The 26617-nt window shown below is 52.5% G+C and carries 24 protein-coding genes; 8 read left to right on the top strand and 16 right to left on the bottom strand.

Annotation, left to right across the window (positions count from 1 at the left end; all coding sequences use genetic code 11):
- Nucleotides 1–9 precede the first annotated feature (9 nt).
- Both KTH_RS30965 and smc read left to right on the top strand, forming a co-directional pair.
- Nucleotides 10–1008 carry a methionyl-tRNA formyltransferase gene (locus tag KTH_RS30965; RefSeq protein WP_111321604.1) on the top strand — a complete coding sequence of 333 codons (999 nt, stop codon included), beginning with the start codon at nt 10–12 and terminating at the stop codon, nt 1006–1008.
- Nucleotides 1009–1287: 279 nt separating this feature from the next.
- Nucleotides 1288–4989 (top strand): chromosome segregation protein SMC, encoded by a 3702-nt coding sequence (gene smc / locus KTH_RS30970; protein ID WP_497622762.1) that lies wholly within the window; start codon nt 1288–1290, stop codon nt 4987–4989.
- An 80-nt stretch (nt 4990–5069) separates the two neighbouring features.
- Here the strand turns inward: smc and KTH_RS30975 are convergent, their stop codons facing one another.
- The 6 genes from KTH_RS30975 to KTH_RS31000 all read right to left on the bottom strand — a co-directional run bounded on the left by KTH_RS30975 (nt 5070) and on the right by KTH_RS31000 (nt 11653).
- Nucleotides 5070–5870, bottom strand: coding sequence for a type 2 periplasmic-binding domain-containing protein (locus KTH_RS30975; RefSeq protein WP_497622764.1), 801 nt, complete (start codon nt 5868–5870; stop codon nt 5070–5072).
- Nucleotides 5867–6757, bottom strand: a complete 891-nt coding sequence (locus KTH_RS30980; protein WP_497622766.1) for an extracellular solute-binding protein — start codon at nt 6755–6757, stop codon at nt 5867–5869. Before KTH_RS30980 ends, KTH_RS30975 begins: the two co-directional genes overlap by 4 nt.
- Before the next feature lie 415 nt (nt 6758–7172).
- Complete coding sequence (locus tag KTH_RS30985) at nt 7173–8174, bottom strand: hydroxyacid dehydrogenase (protein WP_111321598.1); 1002 nt, start codon at nt 8172–8174, stop codon at nt 7173–7175.
- Between the two features lie 12 nt (nt 8175–8186).
- Nucleotides 8187–9059 carry a carbohydrate ABC transporter permease gene (locus tag KTH_RS30990; protein WP_111321596.1) on the bottom strand — a complete coding sequence of 291 codons (873 nt, stop codon included), beginning with the start codon at nt 9057–9059 and terminating at the stop codon, nt 8187–8189.
- Nucleotides 9059–10072 carry an ABC transporter permease gene (locus KTH_RS30995; RefSeq protein ID WP_111321594.1) on the bottom strand — a complete coding sequence of 338 codons (1014 nt, stop codon included), beginning with the start codon at nt 10070–10072 and terminating at the stop codon, nt 9059–9061. The genes KTH_RS30990 and KTH_RS30995 overlap by 1 nt, the downstream gene beginning before the upstream one ends.
- Before the next feature lie 426 nt (nt 10073–10498).
- The gene (locus KTH_RS31000) at nt 10499–11653 is read right to left on the bottom strand and encodes an aminotransferase class V-fold PLP-dependent enzyme (protein ID WP_497622769.1); all 1155 of its coding nucleotides are present in this window, start codon (nt 11651–11653) and stop codon (nt 10499–10501) included.
- A 220-nt stretch (nt 11654–11873) separates the two neighbouring features.
- Between KTH_RS31000 and KTH_RS31005 the strand changes: the two genes are divergently transcribed.
- Nucleotides 11874–12404 (top strand): GNAT family N-acetyltransferase, encoded by a 531-nt coding sequence (locus tag KTH_RS31005; RefSeq protein WP_497622770.1) that lies wholly within the window; start codon nt 11874–11876, stop codon nt 12402–12404.
- Between the two features lie 146 nt (nt 12405–12550).
- Here the strand turns inward: KTH_RS31005 and KTH_RS31010 are convergent, their stop codons facing one another.
- The 3 genes from KTH_RS31010 to glnA form a co-directional block, all read right to left on the bottom strand.
- On the bottom strand, nt 12551–12757 hold the full coding sequence (locus KTH_RS31010) for a helix-turn-helix domain-containing protein (protein WP_111321588.1): 207 nt from the start codon (nt 12755–12757) through the stop codon (nt 12551–12553).
- A gap of 232 nt (nt 12758–12989) precedes the next feature.
- Entirely contained in the window at nt 12990–13982 is a 993-nt protein-coding gene (moaA, locus tag KTH_RS31015) for a GTP 3',8-cyclase MoaA (RefSeq protein WP_111321586.1), read from the bottom strand.
- Between the two features lie 270 nt (nt 13983–14252).
- Nucleotides 14253–15686 carry a type I glutamate--ammonia ligase gene (glnA, locus tag KTH_RS31020; RefSeq protein ID WP_111321584.1) on the bottom strand — a complete coding sequence of 478 codons (1434 nt, stop codon included), beginning with the start codon at nt 15684–15686 and terminating at the stop codon, nt 14253–14255.
- Between the two features lie 511 nt (nt 15687–16197).
- Here glnA and KTH_RS31025 point away from each other — a divergent pair.
- A complete protein-coding gene (locus KTH_RS31025) occupies nt 16198–16857 on the top strand; it encodes a hypothetical protein (RefSeq protein WP_111321582.1) in 660 nt (219 codons plus the stop codon).
- A gap of 53 nt (nt 16858–16910) precedes the next feature.
- Here the strand turns inward: KTH_RS31025 and KTH_RS31030 are convergent, their stop codons facing one another.
- From KTH_RS31030 to cofE, 6 genes are read right to left on the bottom strand one after another with little or no spacing between them, the layout of a single operon-like run.
- Complete coding sequence (locus KTH_RS31030; protein ID WP_111321580.1) at nt 16911–17303, bottom strand: PPOX class F420-dependent oxidoreductase; 393 nt, start codon at nt 17301–17303, stop codon at nt 16911–16913.
- A gap of 20 nt (nt 17304–17323) precedes the next feature.
- Nucleotides 17324–17725 carry a PPOX class F420-dependent oxidoreductase gene (locus tag KTH_RS31035; RefSeq protein WP_111321578.1) on the bottom strand — a complete coding sequence of 134 codons (402 nt, stop codon included), beginning with the start codon at nt 17723–17725 and terminating at the stop codon, nt 17324–17326.
- A 22-nt stretch (nt 17726–17747) separates the two neighbouring features.
- Nucleotides 17748–18374, bottom strand: a complete 627-nt coding sequence (cofC, locus tag KTH_RS31040; RefSeq protein WP_111321576.1) for a 2-phospho-L-lactate guanylyltransferase — start codon at nt 18372–18374, stop codon at nt 17748–17750.
- A gap of 38 nt (nt 18375–18412) precedes the next feature.
- Nucleotides 18413–19342, bottom strand: coding sequence for a 2-phospho-L-lactate transferase (gene cofD / locus KTH_RS31045; RefSeq protein WP_111321574.1), 930 nt, complete (start codon nt 19340–19342; stop codon nt 18413–18415).
- 13 nt (nt 19343–19355) lie between these two features.
- Nucleotides 19356–20003, bottom strand: coding sequence for a nitroreductase family protein (locus tag KTH_RS31050; RefSeq protein WP_211326112.1), 648 nt, complete (start codon nt 20001–20003; stop codon nt 19356–19358).
- Nucleotides 20004–20030: 27 nt separating this feature from the next.
- Nucleotides 20031–20798, bottom strand: a complete 768-nt coding sequence (gene cofE / locus KTH_RS31055) for a coenzyme F420-0:L-glutamate ligase (RefSeq protein ID WP_111321572.1) — start codon at nt 20796–20798, stop codon at nt 20031–20033.
- Between the two features lie 266 nt (nt 20799–21064).
- On the opposite strand from cofE, the gene KTH_RS31060 reads away from it, so the two are divergent.
- Nucleotides 21065–22699, top strand: a complete 1635-nt coding sequence (locus KTH_RS31060; RefSeq protein ID WP_111321693.1) for a peptide ABC transporter substrate-binding protein — start codon at nt 21065–21067, stop codon at nt 22697–22699.
- Nucleotides 22700–22782: 83 nt separating this feature from the next.
- Entirely contained in the window at nt 22783–23160 is a 378-nt protein-coding gene (locus KTH_RS31065; RefSeq protein ID WP_111321570.1) for a DoxX family protein, read from the top strand.
- An 80-nt stretch (nt 23161–23240) separates the two neighbouring features.
- Here KTH_RS31065 and KTH_RS31070 read toward each other — a convergent pair whose 3' ends face one another.
- Entirely contained in the window at nt 23241–24056 is an 816-nt protein-coding gene (locus KTH_RS31070) for a PIG-L family deacetylase (protein ID WP_170142524.1), read from the bottom strand.
- Nucleotides 24057–24308: 252 nt separating this feature from the next.
- Between KTH_RS31070 and KTH_RS31075 the strand changes: the two genes are divergently transcribed.
- Both KTH_RS31075 and KTH_RS31080 read left to right on the top strand, forming a co-directional pair.
- Complete coding sequence (locus KTH_RS31075; protein WP_170142523.1) at nt 24309–25175, top strand: TrmB family transcriptional regulator; 867 nt, start codon at nt 24309–24311, stop codon at nt 25173–25175.
- A 56-nt stretch (nt 25176–25231) separates the two neighbouring features.
- Nucleotides 25232–26500, top strand: a complete 1269-nt coding sequence (locus tag KTH_RS31080) for an adenylosuccinate synthase (RefSeq protein WP_111321564.1) — start codon at nt 25232–25234, stop codon at nt 26498–26500.
- Nucleotides 26501–26617 lie beyond the last annotated feature (117 nt).

Below are 26617 nucleotides of genomic sequence, written 5' to 3' on the forward strand. Positions count from 1 at the left end.
TGAAGTAGCATGTCAAATCAACATTCTGAACCAGAGCGACCTCGCGTTCTGTTTTTTGGTATGGAAGGGAGTTTTTCCGCGCCGGTCCTCTCGGCTCTCTTGAAAAGCGGGATTGAGGTTTGTGCTGTGATTCTTCCCGCTCAGGCGTTGCCGGGGAGAACTTTGCAGGGTTATCGGCGGCGCGAGCCGCCTGCGGGGAAACGTGTGCTTCTCCCCATCGTTCGCTCATCGCTCCATACCTCTATTGTACAAATAGCCTGGAAGCATTCCATCCCGGTCTGGGATGTTTTTTCGCTTTCTGCCCCTGAGACTCGGAAGATGCTGGCGGCCTATCGGCCTGATCTGATCTGTGTTGCCTGTTTTTCCACGCGTATTCCGCGGTCGGTATTGCGGATACCTCGTCTGGGAAGTCTGAATGTCCATCCATCGCTGCTGCCTGCGAACCGTGGTCCCGTGCCGTTGTTCTGGACGTTTCGGTTTGGATGCGAGCGTACCGGGGTGAGTGTTCATCTGCTTGAAGAGAAGATGGACAGTGGCGCGATTTTGGCTCAGGGAGCACTTTCTGTGCCAGAGGGAATTGATTATGAGCAACTGGAAATACGCTGTGCAGAACTGGGCGGTGTCTTGCTCGTGCGGGCTGTTCAGGCGCTTGTTCGGGGAGAGGCGCAGGTACAGGAACAGGATGAGGCTCAAAGCAGCTATTATTCGTTCCCGGCTGAGCAAGATTTTGTGGTTCCGGCTGCGCAATGGGAGGCGCGTCATGTCTATCGTTTTGTGTGTGGTGTGGGTGCATGGGGTGAGCTTCCGGTGCAGTTGATAAGCGGACAGGAGGTGTTTTTGCTGCGCGAGTGCATTTCCTATAGCCATGAAGGGGAGGCTGATGGCGTTCTGGTAGATGAGGTTGCGCATGAAGCAGTGGTTCCCTGTTTGCGTGGAACGGTAACAGTTCGATATCTTGAAAGGCGTGATTTGGTGGTATATGGTAAGGGGAGTTATCAGGGCGGTTAAAAACATCTGTGTGGGTTTTCTATTACCATTTTTGTCTGGTTGCTTTGGGATGTTCTACCACGCGAATAGCTGTCCTTTCTCTGGAGGCCGTGTTCGTTGATTAAGAAAGGAAGGAGAACCAACGAACATATCTTTTTTACGTGTGTTTCATATAGCCAAGAAATATATGGCTGTTTTCGAGAGCATGGCTGCTTGCTCCTTCCCTCTCGACCAGCAACCATGCTCTATGCTATTATTCGCTACATCTGGCAATATCTAGATGGAGGCTTGGACCAGGCTGTGTATTTAAAGCGCTTGGAGATGCTTGGCTTTAAGAGCTTTGCCGCACGTACCGTGCTTGAGTTTAGCCCGGGAATCACTGCCGTTGTTGGCCCGAATGGGGCCGGGAAGTCCAATGTTGCGGATTCCATGCGCTGGGTTCTGGGTGAACAGAGTATGCGGCAGCTACGCGGCAAGAAGAGCGATGATATTATTTTTGCGGGTGGGCACGGTCGTGCGGCTCTTGGCATGGCCGAGGTGTCACTGACCATTGATAATAGTACTGGTTGGATTCCCTCAGAGTATAGCGAGATCACCGTCACCCGGAGAAGCTACCGCTCAGGGGAGAATGAGTATCTGATTAACAAGCGAAAGGTCCGCCTGAAGGATGTGTTGTTGCTTCTGGCACAGGCGCGTATTGGTCACGATTCCTATACCGTGATCGGGCAGGGGATGATTGACGCGACACTCAGCCTGCGTGCCGAAGAACGACGCGGGCTTTTTGAGGATGCAGCTGGTATTCGTCCCTATCAGGTCCAGCGTACCGATGCTGAAAATCGTCTCCGGCAAACAGAACAGAATCTAGAACGGGTTCGTGATATCGTAAGCGAAATCGAGCCACGGCTCGCCCCTCTCAAAGAGCAAGCCCGCAAGGCGCTCGAATATAAACAGCTCACGACCGAGTTACAGGATGTGTTGCTTTCCTGGTATGCGTTGCAGTGGCGGAGACTGCTGACAACGAAAGAGCTTACCGAGCAGAGAGAGCAAGAGCAGGCCCGGAAGATGCAGCAGCTTGAAGGAGCCTTGCAGGAAGCAAATGAACGAAGTGAACTTCTGCGCTCTGCGCGTCAGCAAACACAGGGACGTATTGCGGAGGTGCGTCGCCTCTGGAATGAAGCGTATAATCAGGTTCAAAAGATCGAGCGTGAGCTTGCAGTCAACGAAGAACGCCTGGGCGGTCTCGATCGCCAGCGAGCCGCGTTTCAGCAAGAGGAACGTCGTTTACGCGAACGCCTGATCGCGGTGCAGAAACAGACGATTGACCTGGAAGAACAATGTGATCTGGCTGAAGAAGCAGTTGATAATGGCTCAGCACGTCTGGCAACCCTTGAGGCAGAAGTGGCGAAAGCGCAAAAAGAATATGAGATGGATGAACGCCGCTTGCGAGGAGCTCAGAATGATCTGATCCAGTTGCAGGCCCGGCTTGGTTCCAGCCAGACGGAATTGGGACGATTGCAGAAGCAACTGGGTGAGCGAAACCGTACGCTGGCGGCACGCCGTGAAACGATTGCCAGAGCGCAGCACAATCTTCAGACCATTGAAGCGCGTCTTCAGACCGAACGTCAAAGATTGGAAGAGGAGCGGAGCGAGGAACAAAAGGCAACACAGAGGAGACAGGCTGTTCAGCGTAGCATTGCTGAGGCGCAACAGGAATATGAGCGGCTGAAAAACCTGCTTGCCGAGGCGGAGCGCCGTCGGCGTACCCTTTCGGATCGCTTGAATATGCTGAAGCAGTGGCGACAAAGCCTGAGTGGCTATAGTGACGGAGTACGGGCGCTGCTGCGGGCTCCCACCGAGAAATTGAGAGGGCTGATCGGGCCTGTACCACAACTGGGAGTTGTGTCGGAAGGGATGGAGCAGGCGATAGAGGCGGCGCTTGGTTCCTATATGCAGGCTGTCGTCGTTCAGACGCTCGAAGATGCTTTGAACTGCCGGGAATATCTGAAAACGTCGCGTGCTGGCAAGGCAATGCTGCTCTGGTTGGAACGTGAAGGGGAGGATGAGGTTGTGAGTCAGATTCAAGGGGAGGTAGAAGAGGCCATCTTGCAGCGCTTTCTGGCCGAGAAGCCACAGGTATGTGAAGGCGTGTGTGGTTTTGCCTGGCAACTGGTGCAATGTGAGCCACGTTTTCGCCCGCTTTTTCGGCGCCTGCTGCGTGGAGCTGTCGTCGTTCAAGATCTTGCGATAGCCCGAGAACTCATGGAATGGGTGCTACAACTCAGTATCTCCTCTGATAGCGATCTGCCCTTTACTTCTGTTGTTACTCTTCAAGGAGATGCGCTGCATGTGGATGGTTGGCTTTCGGGTGGTGAGGGGAAAGATGGTGGTCAGCAGGGCTTGCTTGCATATGAACGTGAGCTGCGAGCGCTGCCCGCTCAGCTTGAGGAGCAGAAGGAGGCGCTTGATCAGCTAAACACCTTAATGAGCGAGATTCAGCGGGCACAGGAGGGCCGACGAGCTGAACAGAACGCTCTGGATAAGCTGATCCAGAAATTGGGAGCGCGGATTCATGATTTGAATAGGGGGGTGCAGGGTTCTCAGCGTGAGCTTGAACGTCTCCAGACCGAGATTCAATTGTCTGCTTCGGTTGAACAGCAGCTCGCGGCGGAAGTCGCTGGTCTTGAGCAGGAGCTTGTCGCCGTTCAGGAGCGGGTGCAGCAACATGAGAAGTCACAACGTGAATTGCAGGGGATTGTCGAAGAGTTACAGTATGAGATGGAAGAGCGAGCGACCGTCTATCGGCGCCGTCAGGATGAGTTGAACCGTGAGCGCACCGCCCTGGCCGTCAAGCGGCAGGAGGCGAAATCGTTACAACAACAACTGGTACAACAGCAGGCCCTTGCCCGGGATTTGCGCTCCCAGGTCGATCAGCAGGTGACACGTGCAAAGGAAGTAGAACAGAGCAAACAGGAGCTTCTGACCACTCTTGAGCGCCTGCGCGACGAACGGGGACAGGCCCGGGAAAAAGCGAACATGCTTGCTACGAATCTGCAAACCGTTGAGGCACAGCTTGCCGATGTAGAGCAACATATTGCAGCGATTGACCGAGAGCGAATGCAGCTTCAACAACGCAAGAATGAGCAGGAGAATATCTATCGGCGCTCCTTGCTCGAATGCCAGCGGGCACGAGATGCCGTAGAGACATTGCTTACTCAATTGCAGGAGGAGATGGGGATTGAAGACCCGCAAGAGCTCTCGCGCTACGCGAACCGGGAGGATGAGACAGGAGACGGACAGCTTACAGAGGAGGAGGAAACGCGTTTGCGTAAGCTGCGCAGGCGGGTGGACTCTTTGCGTTCTCGCTTGAAGGCAATGGGCGGCTGTGACGAGAACGCTCCACAGCTCTATGAGGAAACACGAATTCGTCACGAGTTCCTGACTACCCAGATAGCTGATCTGGAACAGGCCTCACAACGGTTGCACTCCATTATTGAGCAGCTTGATGCAACGATGGCCCGGCAATTTGAGGCAACCTTCCGCGCCGTCAATGAGCGCTTTAAAGAGCATTTTACTACCTTGTTTAATGGGGGGATGGCTCGACTGGAATTGGTCACCTCACGCAATGAAGATGCGCCCGCGGGGATGCCGACCGGGGTAGAAGTGATTGTACAGCCTCCCGGAAAGAAAGTGCAGGATCTTTCGTTGCTCTCAGGTGGGGAACGCGCTTTAGTAGCGGCTGCACTATTATTCTCGTTGCTGGAAATTAACCCACCGCCATTCTGTCTGTTGGATGAGGTGGATGCTGCACTTGACGAATCGAATGTGACCCGCTTCTGTGATATCCTGAGACGCATGTCCCAGAAGACACAGTTTATCGTGATCACGCATAACCGCGTTACGATGACGACAGCGCAGGTTATTTATGGAGTCTCTATGCGCAATAGCGCTTCAAGTATTCTTTCCCTGAGGCTGGAAGAGGCTGTCGCAGCAGGCGAGCGCTAGATCTGCTCTATAAAAGAAAGACAGGGGCCATCCTTGCTCAAGAGATGACCCCTGTACCTGCCCAAAGGAGAAGAGTTGTTCTATTGTTTCTGAAGCTGGTCCATGAACTCTTTGCGGATATCTTCACCGCCATTTTTGCGCCATTCATTGGCCAGATCATCAACTGCGCTGAGGGGAAGAGCACCCTTGACAATACGATAGAAGCGGTCGTTATAGATCTGGTTCAACTTCGCGTTGTTTTTGGTCTGTGCCTGTGAGACCTTTCCTGTAGTCGGATCTGCTATGCCGATCTTTTGCAACTCCCGATCGAATTTCTGGAAGGCAGGACCAAACTCCGGATCTTCCGCAAAGTAGTAGACATAGGGCGGGTTCGCGATGTAGTTGAGTTCTGCGATCTCCTTGTCACCGGTTGGCGTCAGTTTCTTGACGCCAGTTTTGGGGTCTTTCTGATTGTCCCAACCGTCAAGCCCCTTTGCGATGAAGTCACCCTCAATGCTAAAGGTGGGAGCACAGAAATAGTCAAGGATACGCAGCAGTTCATGCACGCGCTCAGCATCGCCACCTACCTGAGCAGGAATGGCGGCCATTCCATAGAAGCCGGGGCCGGTCCAATGGTTGGCTTTATGGCTGCCATCCGCATTGAACGGGATGAGCATGCTGAGATCCGATTCTGGCTTGATGCGCTTGAGCGCAAGGCGTTTGTTCCAGAAGCCGCCCCAACCATCCTGATAGGCCGCGATTTTACCTCCGTTGAGTTTATCAATAGTGGCGCTATTGCCTCTACCAGGGATTTCATCAGGATGGATGACTCCTTCTTTGTAGAGGGTTCTGAGATAGTCGATGCCCGCTTTGAACTCATCGGTTTCATAGTAGTAGGTCAACTTGCCGCTGCTCTCCAGCCGCCAGATATTGGGGGTGCCAAAGAGTTGTAAATGAAATTCGTTGTACCTGCCAGGCCTCCAATGCCCCAGCACTGCGCTCCATCCGGCTTCGCCTTCATAAACTCCTTGAGCATTGCCAGGAACTCATCTTTATTGGTTGGGTCCTTGATACCAAGCTTCTTCATCCAGTCTCGTCGAATGTGCAGGACGCCCCCGGGAATCGGGCGCGGGCGCGGCACGCCGTAGATCTTCCCATTCAGGCGTGAGTTCTTCCAGGTGATTTCGCCGAATTTCGCCAGATTGGGATACTTTTTCAACTCGTCGCCGGTCAGAAATGGGGTCAGATCAGTGAAGGCTCCTTGTTGGACCGGGGTCAGCAGTGCAGGATTGTCAGTAACACTGAGATAGAAGAGATCGGGAACATCCCCGCTTGCCAGAATGGCTGTGGCTTTCTCATTATAGGTATCGAAATTGACAAGGTTAGCTTCCCACTGGATATTGAGGCGTTTGTTCAGCTCCTGCCAGTACTTGTTCTGATTGAGGGGAGTAGGCGGCGTCTTGTAGCTCAGACAGAAGAATTTCACTTTGTTGCCGCGTCCCGGGACATATTCGACCGACTGTGTCAGAGGTGGGGGGACTGTGTAGGCGTCCGGGATATTGGGATCACCTGAAGGAAAGAAGGTTTTTCCGATAGAGGCCGTGGCCGTGGCAGTCGCTTGTGCCGCTGGAATGGTTGCGACCGGTGTCACTTTCGTGAGCGGCGCAGGGTCAGAGCCTCCACAGGCGACGAGCAGAGCGCTGCCGGTTGAAAGAGCTGCGACTTGAAAGAAGCGGCGACGATTATAAATACCTTGTTTTTTCTCATTGGGCTGTGAAACGTCGCTCATAAGGGTCCTCCTCAAAGCAAATAGAAGTCGATGCAAACGTCACTGTTTACAGATAATTTGTGAAGCGATCGGGAGCATCGTTGCCCATTGGCCCATATGTCTAAATAGCCCCAACAACACAGAGGCAACTTTCTCCGACAGCAGGGGCAAGGGATAGAAAACGTTTACCCTTTTCTAGCCGTAGAATAGCATGAGAGAAGCCTATTCGTCAAGAGAGAAATAGAAAACGTTGTCTGCCTGTTATGAAAGGTTGGATCTCCTCTCGACGCCAGAGTTATATTGTCAGAAATAGATATAAAAGGGGGAGAAGCGTTGTAATAATACAAACGGAAAAAAGGGTTTATGCAGTCAAAGAAAGAAAAAATCCGCTCCTGGCAGAGTAGCTGGTGGGAGCGGAAAGACCGTTCTGGAGGCGTCATGCCATTGTTGCAAGCTGTGAGGGACTGATTTCGTAGCAGAGGTTTTCGCCCTGAAGGAAGCGTTGAACCTCATCTACCATCATCTGTCCCTGTTTAAAGAGCGTGTCTCTGGTAAGAGCTGCAATATGAGGCGAGAGAACCACATTTGGCAGGTTGCGTAGCGGGCTCTCTAATGGCAGTGGCTCCTGATGATAGACATCAAGCGCGGCATAGATACGTCCCTTCTTCAGCTCAGCAATCAATGCCTCTTCTTCAACCAGGCCAGCGCGTGCTGTGTTCAGGAAAATAGCGCCGTCGCGCATGCGGGCGAAGTGCGTGGCCTTGATCATTCCTCGTGTCGTGGGAAGCAGTGGCGTGTGCAGAGAGACGATATCCGAGGTGGCAAAGAGCGTCTCAAGGTCGACCTTGCTGACTCCCAGTTCCTGCGCTGCCGTGTCACTTAGAAACGGATCATAGACCTGAATGCGACAGCCAAACGGGCGCAGTCGCTTGATCACCTCACGTCCAATGGTACTGGCGCTCACGATACCAAAGACCTGCGCGCTGAGCAGGCGTCCCGGTGGAATGGGATGCCATTGCGGGTGCGCTGCATGGATTGCACGATCAAACTCATGCAGTCTGGTCGAGCAGAGCAGCGCCTGAAGCACGGTAAACTCGGCTACCCCTTCAGCAAGCGCCGAGTTTGAGTGCGTGATGCGCAAGCCGCGCTCAAAGAAGGAGTCTGGAATCAGGTGATGAATTGTGCCTGCTGTATGAGCGACGAGGCGCAGATGGGGGCACTGATCAAGCATGGTGTCGGTCAGTGTCGGGGTTGACCAGCCAGTGATACAGGCCACTGCCCCCTCTAAAAGTTCAAGTAGCTCCTGTTCCTGCGGATTCTCGCTTTGCAGTGTGGCGACATCGGCCACGGCGTAAAGCTGTTGCAGGGCCCCAGCGGTGAAAATCTGAGGCCGAAGCGACGGGATAACCAGCAGGGCTACTTTCTTTGAAACTGACATTGATACAATCTCCTATCCCTTGATCGAGCCGGTAAGCACACCCTTTGTGAAGTGTTTCTGCAAGAACGGATAGACAAGCAGAATAGGCACCATTGTGATAACGACCACGGCCATCTGGATGGTCAGATTGGGCGGCGGTGTTGAGGAAAGGGTGGCTGCATCGGGTGGCATGGTTCCCTGAAGCACGATCTGACGCAAGATCAGCGTTAACGGGTAAAGCTGCGGATCATTAATATACATGACGGCATTAAAGAAGCTGTTCCAGTGAGCCACGGCGTAGAAAAGTGCGATCGCGGCCAGTGAGGCTTTTGAGAGCGGAAGCACGATGCTCCACAGGATACGCAGATGACTGGCTCCATCAATGCGAGCGCTATCTATCAGCTCCTCAGGCAGTCCCATGAAGAACTGGCGCATCACGATCAGGTTAAAGGTGCTGATCGCGCCCGGTAGCAGCAGCGCCCACCATGTGCCAAGCAGGTGCATATCTCGTACTACCAGATAACTGGTAATCATGGTCGGAGAGATCAGGAAAGTGAGCAACACCATCCACAGAATGAGTTTCAGGCCTGGAACATTTTTGCGGCTCAACGCATAGGCCATTGTGGTTGTCATAAACATGTTAATGGCGGTGCCGCCGGCGGTGATAATGACACTGTTAAAGAAGCTCTGTAGAATACTGCCTCCCGAGAGCACCCATTGATAAGCTTCAAGAGTTGGATGCAGCGGAAAGATCACCAGATTCGCGCTAACCACGTCTTTGTAGCTGGAGAAGCTGACCGAGACGACATAGAGGAAAGGAAGGATCATCACAATCGCGATCAGAAGCATCACGAGCCGCAGTGACCAGCGTTCTAGAAACGTTCGTTTTGTCATCCAGGGTGCCATTAAAGTAAGCCCTCCTCTCCGAATTTCCTGGCGATTTTATTTGAGGTGTAGATCAGGATGAGGCCGATAAGCGCTTTGGTTAAGGCCACGGCTGCTGTGTACCCCCACTCGCCATTCAAAATACCACGCGAGTATACGAAGGTATCAATGACCTCTGCAACCTCCATTGGCATGCCTTTTTGTTGCAGGAAGATCTGTTCAAAGCCTGTGCTCAACACGCTTCCAATCCGCAGGATAAGCAGCAGGGCTATAATGTTTCGGATACCCGGAAGGGTGATATGCCAGAGACGACGCCACTTGCTTGCACCGTCAACAACGGCTGCCTCGTAGAGTTGAAGGTTGATGCCGGAGAGGGCTGCCAGAAAAATAATGGTACTCCAGCCGCTTTCTTTCCAGATAATTTGCAGGATAATCATTGGCTGGAACAGGTTCGGGTTGCCCAGAAAATCAATCGGCTGGCCGCCTGTGCCGGTGATCAGATGGTTGATAAAGCCATCTCCGCCAAAGATTTGCTGCCAGATACTGACGATGATAACCCAGCTCAGGAAGTGAGGGAGATAGACAACGCTTTGCATCAGGCGTTTGAGCCGCTCGCTGACGACCGCGTTCAGCAGGAGCGCAAGTATGATGCCAGATGGAAAGACAAAGATAAGCTGAAGCAGGCTGATGACCAGCGTGTTCTTCAGCACGATGAGAATATCGGGGTCGGTAAATAGACGCGCAAAGTTGGCAAAGCCTACCCAGGTACTGCGAAAATAGCCGAGGAAAGGTGAGTAGTCCTGGAACGCAATAATATTGCCGAGCAGAGGCCAGTAATGAAAGAGTAGAAAATACACAATGCCGGGCAGGGCCAGCACGTAAATCCAGCGTTCTCGCCACATTTGTTGAAGCAAGCGACTTTGTTTTCTCTTCTTTGGGAGCGCTTTCTGTGGAGAGAGTTGTGTGTCAGGTGCAGGAGATTGAATTGTATTGCCTGCCTGCGTTGGCGAGTGAACCGACAGATTCTCTGCCATATGTTTTCTCCTTGCGCAACAATCCTTGTTGCCTGTTAGGTATTTTCGTGTTCTGTATGAGTGGGTCGGATGTGAGCTGCTTGGTGGAAGCGGCCGGATCGAGATCGCTAAACAGGGTCTCAACTCAAAGCGGGTGCCGTCTGTCCCTCCCTTCACCCGGGCGTACTATGCTGTATGTGGGCATCATCTCATCTTCTCTGGTCGTCTCCTCTGGCGTTTCAAAAAGGAGGATGTAATCCCCTTGCTCCTTTTGAATAAAAGAAGAAAACGTTTACTTTGCAGGATAGCATAGCATGCACTTCTGGTAAAAGTCAAGGTTATGGTGAGGCCAGGACAAGCCAGTATAGGGGGAATAAAGGCGGGTGGAAGCTCGATAAGAATGCTGAAGGCCGCCAATGGAGCGGACACTTCAGCATTCTTATGAACTTAGAGGGAGCAGAGCGCGGCAACCAATGCATCTATCTCGGCCTCTGTATTGTAGAAACCGGTGGAAACGCGCAGAGCCTTTGTTTCCGGAATATCACGAATGAGGATATTATGGTGTTCCGCGAGTTGCTTTGATATCTCATCGGAAGCTTTGCCATCAAGGGTGAATGCGAGCAGACCGCTAGCTCCGGGAACCGGTGTAAGCAGTGTTAAACCCGGCACCGTTTGCAGGCGTTCATAAGCATAAGCATGGAGCTGGGAAATACGGGCGAAGAGCCAGTCATAGCCAACCGTCTTTTCAAGCCATTCCAGTGCGGCATTCTGCCCGGCAATGGCTGCGGTCTGGCGGCCGCCTAACTCAAAACGCTGTGCGCTCTCGTTAAGCTGCCAGTCGTCTCCGTGGAACGACTTTGCTGACCAGTAGCCGACGTAGGTTGGTTGAATATACTCACGTGCCTCCTGGCTGACGAACAGCGCTCCGGTTCCATCGGGACCACAGAGCCACTTCTGCATAGGAAGCGCATAGAAATCGACGTCCAGCTCCTTGACATCGATGGGAATAGCACCTGCCGATTGAGCGCCATCAATAAGCACTGGAATATGATGCGCGTGGGCCATGCGATTGACCGAAGCGATGTCCAGCACGGTTCCGGTCGTCCAGGTGACGTGTGAGAGCACGATCAGGCGGGTTCGCTCTGTAATCAGGCGTTCTATCGTCTCTGCAAGTGGTGCGTCAGCGCGAGGGCCTAGTTCAGCCACCTTGATAGAGATGCCGAATCGCTCGCGGATCTGATACAGGGGAGCCAGAGCACTGACATGTTCGTGATCGGTGGTGATAACTTCATCTCCTGCCTGCCAGTTGAAGCCATAGCAGACAATGTTCAGACCCTCACCGGTATTATCGGTAAGCGCAATTTCATCGATGCTGGCATGTAATAACTGTGCTACATTGCTGCGAGCGGCTGCATAGATAGCACTAAGCTTCTCAAAGGGCTTGCCTCCAATACGTCCACCCCGAAGCTCGTCTTCCGTTTGCTGCTGCATGGCCTGGGCCACACAAATCGGCAGTGGGCCGAATGTGCCAGTATTTAGATAGATGTGTGTCGATGTAGCGGGTGTGTCCTGGCGGATGCGTTCAAGATGCTGATCTGTCAAGCTGTGTTACTCCTTCTAACATGTTAGTGCGAATGGATGTCAGAGCAGGGAGAAAAGTATGAGTTTTCTCATATCAAAAGTATATCTCAAAAGCACAGCTGTAGTCAGTAATGCCTCCAGGAGAACTGCCACTCTGTTGAAGCTGTTAGATATGTTATATAATTGGTAGCCTGGACAGACTGAATTTTTTGTTGTATACGAGACAGAAAGTTACTAGAATATGCGTATTCGGAATTTTCGAGAAGGGGATGAAGTGGCTCTATTTCGTATTCATCAAGAGGCTGCGCGTATTGATGGAACGGAGGAGATGAGTGAGAGTGAATTCATTATGTGGTTGGATGCACTTCAGCCTTCTACAAATGCTTTTGTTGTGACCGATGACGAGGACGAACTGGCGACATGGAGTCAGGCCGGGACACTGGAAGGTTTTGAGGGGGAAAAAGCAGGGTTTACCGTCGTGCAGCTTTTGCGCGATGAGGAGGGATACCATTTTCTCTGTCAGGGGGCTGTCTTGCCCCGTCTACGCGGACAACATGGGGGGCATCTTCTCTTGCGTGGAGCGCTCAATCATGCACAGGTACTGGCGTTTGAATTCGCTTTTGAGGCGGAACAAGAGGGAATTCCGGTCTATTTTGAGGCGCTCCTTCCGAGCAGTCATCCCGGTGCCGAGCGTCTGGCGGCAAAGTGTGAAATGCGTCCGACTGAAGCTGTGGTGCCTTCCGGTATGCGCCTGTATCGGCGGGAACTCTAGGCCTCTTTTCTGGTCTTTCTCCTTGTCGGGGAGCCTGATTATTCTCTTTGCGGAGATCCTATCTTGCAGTGCTACAAGGTGTTAGACTTCGGTAGTAGAGGAAATACTACCGAAGTCGATGGACAGCACAAACAGGCCCTCAGTTATTACTGAAGAGGCGGTTGTTGTGATGGAGCCAGAAGCCGCTCTAGCGTGGAACGGCGGATGCGATAGGCCTGCCGTGTGCCACGATGGGGTAAGGTGATTGCGTCTAGAACTCCATTTTTGATCCACCGTCTGACGGTAGTATCATCAACACGCAATCGTTTTGCGACTTCTCGAACTGTCAGTAGATCACTGTCATGGTATTCCACAGAGCCCCTCTTTCTGGTCCTAAACTCCCGACCAATGGAATATCTTCTATAATACGTGCTAAACTTAATACTTCAGGACTTCCATTAGATGTCCATTTGACTATAGAAACGAATATAACGCTTTGAGGTAACAGTGTATCTACATGAAGTTATATGCTTGTTGAATAGAAACTAACGTCGGAGTATGGTACTGTGGTAAGGGGTGAAGAAACCGAGTTTTGACGCTACGGCTTCATCCCCCTATTCTGGACATAGTACGACTTGCACGCTTGAAGCGCTTATCTCCAATATAATGCTTGAGCTCCTTATGCCAGACCGCCTGACGAATCACATCTGCGAGTTGTGCATCACTGGCATCGGAGCGGACCACTGAGCGCAGGTCTGTTTCTTCAGTAGCGAAGAGGCAGGTGCGTAATTGTCCATCGGCTGTCAGGCGAATGCGGTCGCAGGAGGAGCAGAAAGGCTCACTGACCGGATTAATAAAGCCGATCTCGCCCACACCATCGCTAAAGGTGTAGCGGCGGGCGGTTTCTGAGGGATCGCCTTTAATTTGTACAAGCGGTCCATAAGCTGCTTCGATAATGGCCTTGATCTCCGCGCCGGTCAGGATGTCTTCTTTCCGCCAGATCTGGTCGGCGTCGAGGGGCATGAACTCAATCCAGCGGACAACAAAGGCGTTGTCGCGGGCGAAGCGCACAAAATCGAGTACCTCTTCTTCGGTGAAGTCGCGCATTGCCACGGCATTGATTTTGATGGGATGAATTGAGGGATATTTTTTGATTTCTTCCAGACCCTCCAGGACACGTTCAATTTGATCACGCCGGGTGAGTTGGGCAAATTTCTCGCGTACCAGGGAATCGAGACTGACATTAATGCGGGTGAGTCCTGCTTCTGCCAGTGCTTGCGCCTGCTGCTTCAAGAGCACGCCGTTGGTGGTCAGGCTCAGGCTACGCAGGCCTTCCAGCGTATGGAGTTGACGGATCAGATCAGGAACATCCCGCCGGACAAGCGGTTCGCCACCGGTCAGACGAATCTGTTCAATGCCCATGTTAACGGCGACTCGGCTGATGCGCACAATTTCCTCATAGCTGAGAATCTCGGCTTTTTTCAGCCAGGGGAGCCCTTCCGCAGGCATACAATAGGTGCAGCGGAAATTACATTTATCAGTAATCGAAATACGCATGCTTTTGATACGTCTGCCATAGCTATCAACAAGTGGTTCCATGACGTCAGTTGCTCCCTTTCTGCTGGTGCCCTTTCAGAGGGTGCTTTCTACAGCGCGTTCTGCTTTTAAAACGCCCTGTAGATTCATATAGTATCACATTTTGTGGACATTGTTAACACTTTCGTTGGGGAAAGATCCCGTTCAGATGACGTATGTATGGGCTTATGTCCTGTATGGCGGCTACTACATGTAAATGAGAAGAGCCACCCATTTTTCAAGACCATGCTGTGGTCAGGGTGGCTCTTCTCATTTCAAAGGAGGCGAAATTGTTTATGCATCATAGTACAGTGCGAATTCGATGGGCACCGGGCGCAACCGTACTGCTGTCGACTCCTCGCGCAGAAGATCAATATACTTTTCGATCAGATCAGTTGTGAACACATCACCTTCGAGCAGGAAGGCATGATCGGTTTCCAGAGCCTTCAGCGACTCTTCCAGCGAGGCGGGAACCGAGCAGATGTCACGCAGCTCTTCCTTCGGGAGATGGTACAGGTCTTTATCGATCGGGCCATAACCGAAATCGGTTGGATCGATCTGGCGGCGAACACCGTCCAGACCTGCCATTAACAGAGCCGAGAACAGCAGGTAGGGGTTTGCCGTTGGATCTGGCGGGCGGAACTCGATGCGTGTTCCCTTCGGGCTGGTGCATTTCGGGATACGAATAGCAGCACTGCGGTTGCCCTGGGAGAAGACCAGATTGACCGGAGCCTCGAAGCCGGGCACCAGACGCTTATAGCTGTTGGTGGTCGGTGCGGCAATCGCCATCAGGGCAGGTGCATGCATCAGCACACCGCCGATGTAGTGGCGAGCTGTCTCAGAAAGGCCGGCATAGCCATCAGGATCGTAGAAGAGGGGCTTTTCATCTTTCCAGAGGCTCTGATGGGTATGCATTCCAGAGCCGTTATCACCGAAGACCGGCTTGGGCATAAAGGTTGCTGTCTTGCCGAAACGACGGGCCATATTGCGGATAACATACTTATAAAGCAGGATGTTATCGGCTGTTCTCAGCAGGGTACCGAACTTGATATCAATCTCACACTGTCCTGCCGCGCCGACCTCGTGGTGCTGCGTTTCGACTTCAATGCCCAGTTCTTCAAGCTGAAGTGCCATCGCTGTACGCAGATCCTGCAAGGTATCATTGGGGGCAACAGGGAAGTAGCCGCCCTTGACCGCCATAAAGCTGCCCTTGTTGCGACTGCCATCAGCCATTGTATCGCGGCCACTGTTCCATGCTGCCTCATCCGAATCAACCTCGACGCACTGCTTGTTATCGGTTGAGGTGTAGTGGACGCTGTCGAAGACGAAGAACTCCGCTTCCGGGCCAAAGTATGCTGTATCTGCAATGCCACTCGTACGCAGGTAATTTTCAGCCTTTTGAGCAACGTAACGGGGATCACGGCTGTATGGCTTTCGAGAGCCAGGATGGGCGATATTACAGATGAGGCTCAATGTTGGTGCTGCGGTAAATGGGTCCATGAATGCTGTGTCAGGATCTGGCAAGACCAGCATATCACTTTCGTGAATCGCCTGGAAGCCTTTGACGCTTGATCCGTCGAATGGCAAACCTTCGAGAAACATATCTTCAGAGAGTTGACGGATGGGCATGCTGAAATGCTGCCACCTTCCGGGCAGGTCGGAAAATTTCAGGTCTACCATCTTTGCGCCGTTCTCTTCGGCAAATCGTAAGACTTCCTCTGGAGTCATCTGCTTACCTCTCCTCTTGTTTTCTCAGACTTTCGCGTAAATACCTGCACCTTTGCCGGTTCTTGCAGCACACATTGCTCACGTATTTCTATTAGTTATTTTGCATAAGATACTGTGCTTGTTGGCTCAGCAAGTCGCTGAGTGCTTTTCTCTGTAGATATAGTATCGCTCCGAGGAAAGGGATACTACAGTTACTTTGTCCGAAAGTTTTATAGTTGGGTTTGTGCAATGTGCACAAAAAAGAGGAAAAGACTGTGCTGGAAACTTGCGTCATCCTGCACAGAAAGGTATGATGCACACTGGATAGAGCCCGATGAGATACGATGATGTGTTTTGTCTCGAAGATCTGATAGAAATAGATATATATAGTATCAGTATCTCGGCACAATGAAAAGAGAGCATAGGCATATTGTACAATAGGAGATTACTGATTTAACGTGATACTCTGGCAAAAATGACGCTGTACCCTGGCCTGAAATGATGATGAGTACTGTGTTTAAAGGAGAGACTGATGAGTTCTTATGATGATACAACGCAGCCAATACAGAGGCCCGCTGCCCCATCTCCTGCATCCTCCAGCCCGAAAGTCTCAGCTCCGCGATCGCCAAAGGCACGACGGCCTCTTGGATGCTTGCTATTGACCTTCTTACTTGGCGTCCTGGTGGGTGCAGTTGGTCTTGCTGTCTTTGCCGTATGGTTTCTTGGCGGTGATCGCCCACCGGTCACACAGACGCCTGCCAATCGGAAAGACGCAATTGTTGTTCAGTTCAATTATCCATTTCTTTCGCAGATTTTGACAAAGAACATTGATGCGGCGGCCTCTGAGCTTCCCGGGCAGGTCAGTAATGCACAGGTCTCCTATCAGCAGAACAATCAGTTCGCGATTACCGGAGATGATCAGATAACGATTTTCGGCTTTCAGACTACCAAGCATTTCACGCTTGTGATGCAGCCCTATGTGCAGGATTGTAAGGTGCAGGTCCGGATGATTCATGCCGATATGGGAGGGATTCCAGCAACCAATTTCGCTGCCGATTTTGAGGGGAAGGTGAATACCTATTTACAGGTAGATCCGGCCCGGCTGCTTCCCGGTTTTACCTACTGTGCAACTGGAGCAAGCGCTGATGAGAACGGTATCAAAGTCAGTTATTCAGCAAAATCGCTCTCGTAAGGAGCGGATACAGGGCCAGGCATAGATTACAACCTGGCCCCTTTGTTCGCTGGCTAGCCAACAATGTGCTCGACTTCAATCTTGCAGATCTCGCGTACCTCACCGGGGCGACGGAAGGGATGTTTATCCTGATTCAGATAGCGCTTGGCCAGGTGATCGATGTGTTCTTCTGCCCCCTCTTCAGTAATCTCAACCACTTTCCCGCGTATGGAGACATAGCGGTAGGGGTTCTCCGGGTCGATAATGGAGAGCGCAACATGAGGGCGCTTGCGGATGTTGACGTCTTTGGTGCGCCCTTTCACCGTATTGAACAGGATGTGCTGGCCGTCAAAATCGATCCAGACCGGGGTGATCTGTGGGGTACCATCGGCCATTATGGTTGCGAGGTGCGCAAAGCTTTTCGCCTTAAAAAGCTTCTGATAAGCTTCAGGAATCTGTTTTGCCATTGTAGCTTGCTCCTTATCTTTCATATGTTTTCAACAATGTTGGTAATCCTGATACGGAGAGAAACCCGTTGCTCTTTGGAATACACTTCCATCTGCTTCCGGGCTTGTTCTTCGCCGTCGTATCGTGCGGCCAGACGATAGATGTCACGCTGCGCGATATCCGGGTCGTCGATCAGCTCAACGGTCCCTGAGATGGTAAGATAGCCCCCATCCTCGAAGCAAACAGAGACACGTGGATCTCGACGTATGTTGCGTGCTTTGATGCGGTTTGCTTCTGTGTTCATCAGGATGGTATGCTCGTCTTCAAGCAGATACCACATTGCGGAAAGCTGCGGGCTCCCATCCGGATTAATGGTGGCCAGGACCGCAAAGCGGCGCTCCTGAAGGAAAGTACGTGCTTTTGCTGAGAGGCTCTTTGTCATGTGATAAGTGCTCCGATTTTGTTTAGCTTACTAGCGAATTGCGATTTCGTACGGCCTCGGCTTTCAGGTATTTGAGCGCGGTTAGATCGTCAATCACATCAATATCCAGGGCGCTCCCGATGCTGGTATACAGCGTATGCTGTAAGCCGAGATCCTGTGCTGCCTCGCGGTGAAGCTGGAAACTGCCAGGTCCGAAACGGTATGGAATCGCGAGAGGGGGGCGAGTGAGCAGGGCGTTGGTACCGGTCCCGTCGCGGGAGGGAGCCAGAACAACGGCGTGCTCTTCGGCGAGATTGCGCATCTGACGGATGTCGTCAGGATGGAGCAACGGCAGATCGGCAGAAATAGTCAGAAGTGCCCCGGTTCCTGCATTGCGCTCTCGGATCGCTGCCGCATGGAGTGCCTCGTTGTGGCCTGGTACCTCTTCGGGTGAGGGCTGTGCCCCCCAGGCACTGGCCTGAGCCAGCACATGGGGATCCGCGCTGACAACAAGAATGGCATCCAGCGCATTACTGGTCTGTAAGGCATCAATAACGTGCCGGAGCATCTCAAGGACCAGGTCTGCCCGCTGTTTTTGCGAGAGGTGGGGAGCCAATCTACTTTTCACTTCTGTAAGACGTTTGACGGGAATAAGCGCTTTATATGTCATTATGTTTCTACCACTGCCTGTTCTTTATGTGTACTGACTTAGAGCACCCCCGCTGCACGCAGTACCGTTCTGGCAAGCTCGGTTTTCGCATCCAGATCACGCATAATGGTATTGGTCACGATGCATTGTATACCCGCTTGCTCGATTGCCGGGGCGAGCCCTTCATCCTGTGTATCAATGACCATTGTATCGAGAAAATCTTGATAGCTTTGGGCGACCCCTGCTGCTGAGACCTCCATACCCAGACCGCGCATCATTTTATCTGCTGGCCCTTTAATCGTTGCGCCTCCGACAATCGGGCTGACCGCGACAACCTTTCCCTTTGTCTGGCGTACGGCTTCACGAATACCCGGAATGGAAAGGATGCTGCCAATACTGACAATGGGATTGCTTGGTGCGAGTAGCACTGCCTCGGCTTCGCGAATCGCTTCAAGTACGCCCGGGGCAGGGCTGGCAGTTTCAGCGCCTACAAAGGTAATACCCTGTACTTCATCATTACAACGCCGCTTGACAAAATATTCCTCAAAGTGAATAAGGCCGTCCGGCGTTTGCACGTGGGTAGCGACTTGATCGTTGGTCATCGGTATCACGCGCAGTGAAAGTCCCAGCTTTTCGCGCATCTGCTCGGTGATCTCGGACAGCGTTTTTCCCTGACGGAGCAGGTTGGTCCGATGAATATGGGTGGCAAGGTCTCGATCTCCCAGGGCGAACCAATCTTCATAACCGTAGGCGGTAAGCTGCTTCATAGTATGGTACGTGTCGCCTTGAATGCCCCATCCCTGCTTTTCGTCAACCAGATGCGCCAGGGTGTAGAGCACAATATCAACATCGGGGGAGACGTGGAGCCCATAAAACTCGCGATCATCTCCGGTATTGGCGATAACGGTCACATTTTCCTGGGGGACAACCTGCACCACTCCCTGAAGGAAGCGAGCAGCGCCGACCCCGCCTGCAAGCACTACTATCATGGTGACTTTATCCTCAATCGAAACGTACTATCAGTTCTTCAATGGGGCGATGAGGCTTGCGCTTGGGATCGGCTGCCGCATAGCCCACAATAATCATGGCCTGGGGAATGAAGGCATGATCCAGCTCCAGCGCCTCGCGGGCTATTCCCGGGCAAAAGAGTGGGGCGCACATCCAGCCGGTGTCCAGCCCAAGTGAGTAGGCCATGAGCAACATATTCTGAATGGCAGCGCCGATACTCTGAATGGCCATGGTTGTTTCATGTGCCTGTCGCTGCTCATCGGCGTAGGTGTCCAGCTCTTCCAGGTAGAGGCAGGGAATGATGATGGCGGGCGCGTTGAGAATGCGCTGTCGTGATTTTTCCAGCCGCAGCGTGACGATCTCGTCGGGTTGCCCGTCCATTTCCAGATTACGTCTCCATTCGTCACCCATCTGAGTGGCAAGCTCCTGCTTGAGCTCGGGGCGCGTGACGACAGCGAAACGCCACGGCTGGCGCCCGTGTGGTGATGGTGCCCAGCGAGCGGCTTCCAGCATGCGTTCAAGGTACTCGCGCGGTACGGCTCGTTGCTGAAACTGCCGAACGCTGCGGCGGCCACTGATGATCTCATCGAGTGAGTTGAGCTGCCTGCCTGTTGTTGTTTTGGTGTTGGAATCGATAGCCACGGTTGCTCCCTGTATATCGGTTGTTGCTTAGCGGAACATGTCCTGACTGCTTTCGCGAAGCAGTGTCTTTGCATTGCCGGTGCCAGGATGATACTCATAGCCCCGGATCAAGGCAACGGGAACTGCGTTCACTTTCCCCATGACCAGTTCTGAAGCGGCGGCAAGTTCATCTGCAACAGCGATAATGCTGGCGCGAAGCTCGAAGCCATAGGGGTCGTTCTGCCCTCGATAATCGGTCAGCGCATTCATTCCTGCGACTCCGATTGCCATATTGACCTGACCGCTGCGCCAGGGGCGACCCCAGGTATCAGAAATAATGACGGCTATTTCTAGTTTCTCGGTCTCGCCGTGGAGCTCCTGAAGACGCTGGCGAATATGGCTTGCCGACGCATCCGAATCCTCGGGAAGCAGGGTCAGAATGTCTCCGCCCTCCACATTGGATTCGTCAACGCCAGCGTTGGCGCAGATGAAGCCGTGGTGTGTTTCACTGATAATAATCCCTCGATCCATGCGCACGATGCGTTTACTCTCGCGAAGCACCACTTCGACATGTCGCGCGTCTTTGTTATGTTCAGCGGCAAATCGCACCGCGAAAGGCGATGGCTCGATATCTTCCAGATGGACAATACGCCCTTCGGCTTTCGAGACGATTTTCTGGGTGATGACCAGAATATCTCCAGACTGAAGGGCGCAGTTCTGGTGCTGTAATGCTTCAAAGATGAGAAGACCCAGGTCAGTTCCTGGGGCCACTTCACCTATGCCGGTTATTGGAATAATGCGAATTTCTGTATTCATGTTTTTCCTCGTGTTGTATTATATACGCTTGGATGCAATGCTGCAAATAATAAAGTGTTGCTTTATGGTGATACTCTCCTGCAAGGAAGGGGGGGTATACTTTCCGATGCCATTCTATCTGGAAGAAAAGACACCCTTTGTCTTGTTTTCTTTTTCGTATCGTCGCTGTTGCGCCGATGCGCGATCCCCTTCTGAGGATGTATAATAATGCATTGTTTGTTTACAAGTTTGTGTGGACTTTCGAGAAGAAAGAGGAACAGATAATTATGCCTTTAGTGCGGAAAAAGGACACACGCTTCACTTTTATTTCGCTCGCCTGCTTGCTGCTTCTTCTACTCTCAGCCTGTGGAGGTGGTAGTACAGGTGCTACGAGTAACAGTGAGACACCTGCACAAAAGCAGGTACTGCGTTTCCCGAATGTCGGCACGGCTGATATCGGGAAACTTGATCCGGCAAGCGGTCCCGACTCGAATTCAAATCTTGCCATTAATATGATTTTTAGTGGATTGGTGCGCTCGGATAAAGATTTGAACGTCGTCGCCGATCAGGCGGAGTCGTGGAAGATTTCGCAGGACAACAAAGTCTATACCTTTAAGCTCCGACCAGACGTCAAGTTCTCGGATGGAACTCCTGTGACGGCTCAGTCATATGTCTGGACCTGGACGCGTGCTCTTCTGCCTGAAGTGAAGTCACCTGTAGCCTCGGTGTTGATGGAATCCATTGTCGGAGCGCAGGATGTCATTTCCGGCAAGTCGAAAACGCTCAGCGGTGTAAAGGCGCTGGATGAGCATACATTACAGGTCTCGCTTGTCCGTCCCACGGCCTACTTCTTGCAATTGCTTACCGTCTCCCTCTTCTATCCCTTGAATCAGCAGGTCATCGAGAAATATGGACAGGATCGCTGGTCCCAGAACATCGCCAACACCGGCGCGGGAACCGGACCCTTTATGGTGAAATCCTGGGAGAAGGGCGTGAAGATGGTTCTGGTGCCGAACCCTCATTACTATAGAACAAAGACGAAATTGAGCGAAGTGGATATGTTCTTTATCAAAGATCCTGCAACCGCTTTTCGCTCCTATCAGGCAAACCAGTATGATTTAATCTGGAACCTGATTCCTGCCGATCAGGAGACTGCAAAGAAGCTGCCGGGCTTTGTGCGCAAGCCTATCTTACAGACAGATCTGCTGTTCTTTCACAATAAGATGCCGCCGTTTGATAAGTCTGCTGTCCGTCAGGCTTTTGCCGCAGCCATCGATAAAGAGGCGCTGGCAAAAAATATCTTTAAGGATACGGTGACGGTCGCCGATACAATTATCCCGCCCGGTCAACCTGGCGCGCAGACTGATTACAAAGGCATTCCCTTCAACAAACAGAAGGCCCGGCAGTTACTGGAATCAGTTTATCCTGATGTGAGTAAGATGCCGCCTGTGACCTTTACCTATCCGGGGTCGCAGGTGCCACAGGATGAGGCTTCCGCTTTGCAGCAGATGTGGAAAGATGCTCTCGGTGTTCAGGTGAAGCTGAACCCGATGGAGCTGACAACCTATAACCAGGAGACATCAAAACGAACTGTCCAGTTTGGCTTTACTCAGTGGGGTGTGTACTTCCCGGACCCGTATGAGTGGCTGGATCTGAGCCTGCTTTCAACATCCGCCAACAATAACGGCCTGTGGAACAATCCAGAGTTTGATAAGACGGTTGCGCAGGCCGAGAACGCTTCCGGGCAGGATCGCCTGAATCTGTACTCTAAAGCTGAGCGTATCGCTATTGAAGATGTGGGCTGGCTACCATTGACGCACAAATCAATGACGGCTGTCTTCTCTTCTAAGCTTCATGGCGTGACCTTAAACAGTAATGGTCTCTACTTCGGTGACTGGTCGGAGGTGTATCTGACGCAGTAGCAGGCTCATCTTTCAGCAGAGGCTGCTTCCTTGCTTTCGATCAGTTACCTGCATGACAAGGTATATATCGAAAGGGGGAAGCTATGTCTCTACTGAAAACGGTTGGGCGGGGGTTGCTTTCAGCGATCTTTATTACCAGTGGCGCAAACACGGTGATGCATCCCGAGGGAATCGCGCAAGCTGTTGAGGCAAGTGGTATTCCTCAGGCTCGCCAGGCAACGATTCTGAATGGAGCGTTGATGTTGCTTGGCGGTACCGCTCTTGCGGTCGATGTGCTGCCGAAGCTCGCGTCATTGACGCTGATTGGAACGATGATCCCGACAACGTTGCTGGGACACCCTTTCTGGAAGGAAGATGATCCCGCCAATCGTACCGGCCAGCGCATTCATTTCATGAAGAATCTGGCGATGATTGGTGGCCTGATCCTGGTCCTGTTTGAGCGGGACGAAGATCAAGGCTGAAGGTGCAAAGAAAGAGCAGGTTCGCTTGTGATAGAGCCTGCTCTTTTATTGTGTTGAAAATGGCTATGGGTGGAGATAGATCACTTTGCTGGTTGCCAGTAGCGCTCGTAACAGCGACCGCTTTCCGGCTTGATCGTGCGCGGATAGGTAGTCGTTTGCTCGACGAGCTGTTCCTGACTGCCGAAGTTCATCAATGTCTGTGAACTATACATGCTCGAGGCTTCGACCTTGCAGGTCAGGGTCTCGGTAATGTCAACAAGCATCGGCGTAAAGGAGCGTTTGAGCTCGCTCATACGGTCCTCAAGTGAGAGCGGCGCGGCGCGGAGTGCATACGGGAAGTCTTCGTAGTAATAGACAGTGGCTCCGCTTTGCTCAAGCAGTGCTCCAGCCTCATAAACGCTGAGATGATCGACATGATGTCCAGTTGCAAGCGGGAAGTACCATATTGCATCTGGATGGCGCTGCTGAACCGTAAGAAGCTCTTGCGCAAGCTGCGTTTCGATCCAGCGATCATCCGGGTGAATCTGGGGAATTTTCCTCTCATCGCTGGCGAAGGGCGTATCGCGGTAGATCTTGTCATAGTAGTGGAGCCAGAGATAGTCACTGTGCAGATGCTCGCAGGCGGCGGCGTCTTCGAGGCGACGGATTTCAACAACCTCCTGTGCTGGCGTTGTCTCAGGGAGCGACATGATTTTGTGAATAGAAAGGGCCTCTTCTCTGAGAGGCATTTCTGGACCGGGGGCAGACGCATAAACGGTGACAACGAGTGGACGCGCTCCTGTGCGCGCCAGAGCCTCCAGTGTTCCTCCACAGGAGTACACAACGTCATCAAAGTGAGATGAGACGAAGATGTGTTGATGATGACCGCTGATGTTATCGTAGGTTGTCAGGCGCAACTGCTTTTTCCTCCATGCATTGTCCTGCTGAAATAGAGAGACGTTAATTTAAACACTAGTATATCATGCATGAGCAATCGGCAATGATCGGGAGCTGGAGCACGAGACAGCTTCTCTCGCGCCCCAAAAAGATGAGCAAAAGACTTCCCGGCAAAAAATGATATTGGCTTCTCCCTTGACAGCGCTCCTGTTAGTTCGGTATAGTAGTAGTGTTTGCTACTACTATACCCTATGCAGAAAGGACAGAATCTCATGACCGGCACACCCATCGAGGAAATGAAGCATCTCGGCTTCACCGGGGCCGAAGCGCAGGTGTATGTCTATCTTCTTCAGCATCCCCTCTCTACCGGCTATGAGATCAGTAAAGGGACAGGTTTGCCCCGGGCAAATACCTATCAGGCGTTGGAGACGCTGGCGGCGAAAGAACGGGTAACTGCGGTCAGTGCGGAACCGGTACGGTATGCGCCTGTTCCTCCTGCGCGTTTGTTGAAGCGAATTCAGGCCGAAACGGAGGAACGGTGCCGGGCGCTGGAACAGCAGCTCTCTGCGCTTGAGCAGCCCGATGCCGTTGGGCATTACTGGGAGCTGAACGAGCGAGGTCGTATTGAGGCACGTTTGCTTGAACTGGTGAACGCGGCACAACATCGCATTGCGGCCAGCCTCTGGGCGGAAGATCTGGAAGCGCTGGCCGACGCACTACGTGATGCGCGAGACCGTGGCTGCACTATTATCCTGAATCTCTTTGGTGAAGCTAAGGCCGACTTCGCAACGATTTATCAGCACGAGGGACCGGAGAAGGTGGTCAGTGGCCATCTGGTGGCGCTGGCGGTTGATTTTGAAGAGGCGTTGGTGGCATCGCTTGACGCGCCCGCAACTGGTGTGGTGACGCAAAACCGTACTCTGGTACGGCTCGTGGAAAAATTGATACGTGATGAGGCATATGTTGCCGCGATTTATGAGCGGTTCTCGGATGACCTGGAAGAAGCATTCGGGGCACATCTGGTCGAGCTGCGGCGGCGCTTGTTGCCCGAGGCGGATGCTGAGCGCCTGGTGGCGATCACTACATTGGGCTCACGCTCGATTCACCTTCCGGCTGCTTTGGATGAGTCGTTGCGCTAGTTGCTGTATTATTTTCAGGCATGTTTGGCCTGACTACGTTTTGAGGAGCATATCTTATGACTGTTACAGTTGTCGTTGGCACACAATGGGGCGATGAAGGCAAGGGGAAACTTGTCGATCTGTTGAGTGCGGATGCTCAGCTCTGTATGCGCTTTCAGGGCGGGGGCAATGCAGGCCATACCGTGGTCAATCGCTTTGGGGAGTTCAAGCTTCATCTCGTCCCCTCGGGTGTCTTTAATTCTACCTGTTCCTGCATTCTGGGCACCGGAACCGTGATTGATCCTCCGGCCCTGCTAGAGGAGCTTCAGGAGATTGCAGCGCAAGGTGTTCCCATCGACCATGTGCTGATCTCTGATCGCGCTCATGTGGTGATGCCCTATCATAAGTTGCTGGATAAGGTGGAAGACGAGGCACGTGGTGCGTATCGCGTCGGGACTACTGGCCGTGGGATTGGTCCGGCCTATACGGATAAAGTGGCTCGCATCGGCATTCGGATAGGTGATCTGTTCTATGAAAATGTTTTGCGCGACAAACTGGCGATTATCTTGCGTCGTCATAACACAATCCTGACGCATGTGTATGGGCAGCAGCCATTTGATGCAGAGCAGCTTATTTCTGCCTGTCTGGAATGGGGAGAGCAGCTTCGTCCGCGTATTGTTGATACAGTGCCTCTGGTGCGTACAGCATTGCGCGAAGGGAAAAATATCTTGCTGGAAGGTCAGCTAAGCGCGATGAAGGACATCGACTGGGGCTCATATCCTTTTGTAACCAGCTCAAATCCGTCGTCGGCGGGGGCCGCTGTTGGCGCTGGTATTCCTCCGTATCGGATTGATCGGGTGATCGGCGTCGCAAAGGCCTATAGCTCGCAGGTAGGCACAGGGCCAATGCCAACCGAACTGCAAGGTTCAGAGGCCGAACATCTGCGCCAGCTTGGGGGCGAGTATGGGGCGACAACGGGCCGTCCACGGCGCGTTGGTTGGTTTGATGCGGTCGTGACGCGCTTTGTCACCGGACTCAATGGCTGTACTGGCCTGGCAATCACCAAGCTGGATGTGCTGGATACCTTTGATGAGATCCCGGTGTGTGTAGCCTATCGCTATCAGGGAGAGATCTTGCAGGATCTGCCTGACCCGTTTATTCATGAGCAGTGCGAGCCGGTCTATGAGTATCTGCCGGGATGGAAGCAGGATCTCAGTCAGGTGAAATCGCTACAGGATCTGCCGCGCAATGCTCGGGCCTATCTGGATCGCCTGACCGAGCTGACCGAGGTCCCGCTGCATAGTGTGGGCGTTGGTCCACATCGCGAACAGACATTGCTTGCCTGATCTTTCTGCGATCGCTCAGAAATATGCCGCCTTTGTTGCTGAGGGCGGCATATTTTTCGTTGCTCGATTGTTTCTATAGCTATACAGAAATACCAGGAGGTCAAAAGAGATCCTGTC

It is taken from the genome of Thermosporothrix sp. COM3 (genome assembly GCF_059696735.1).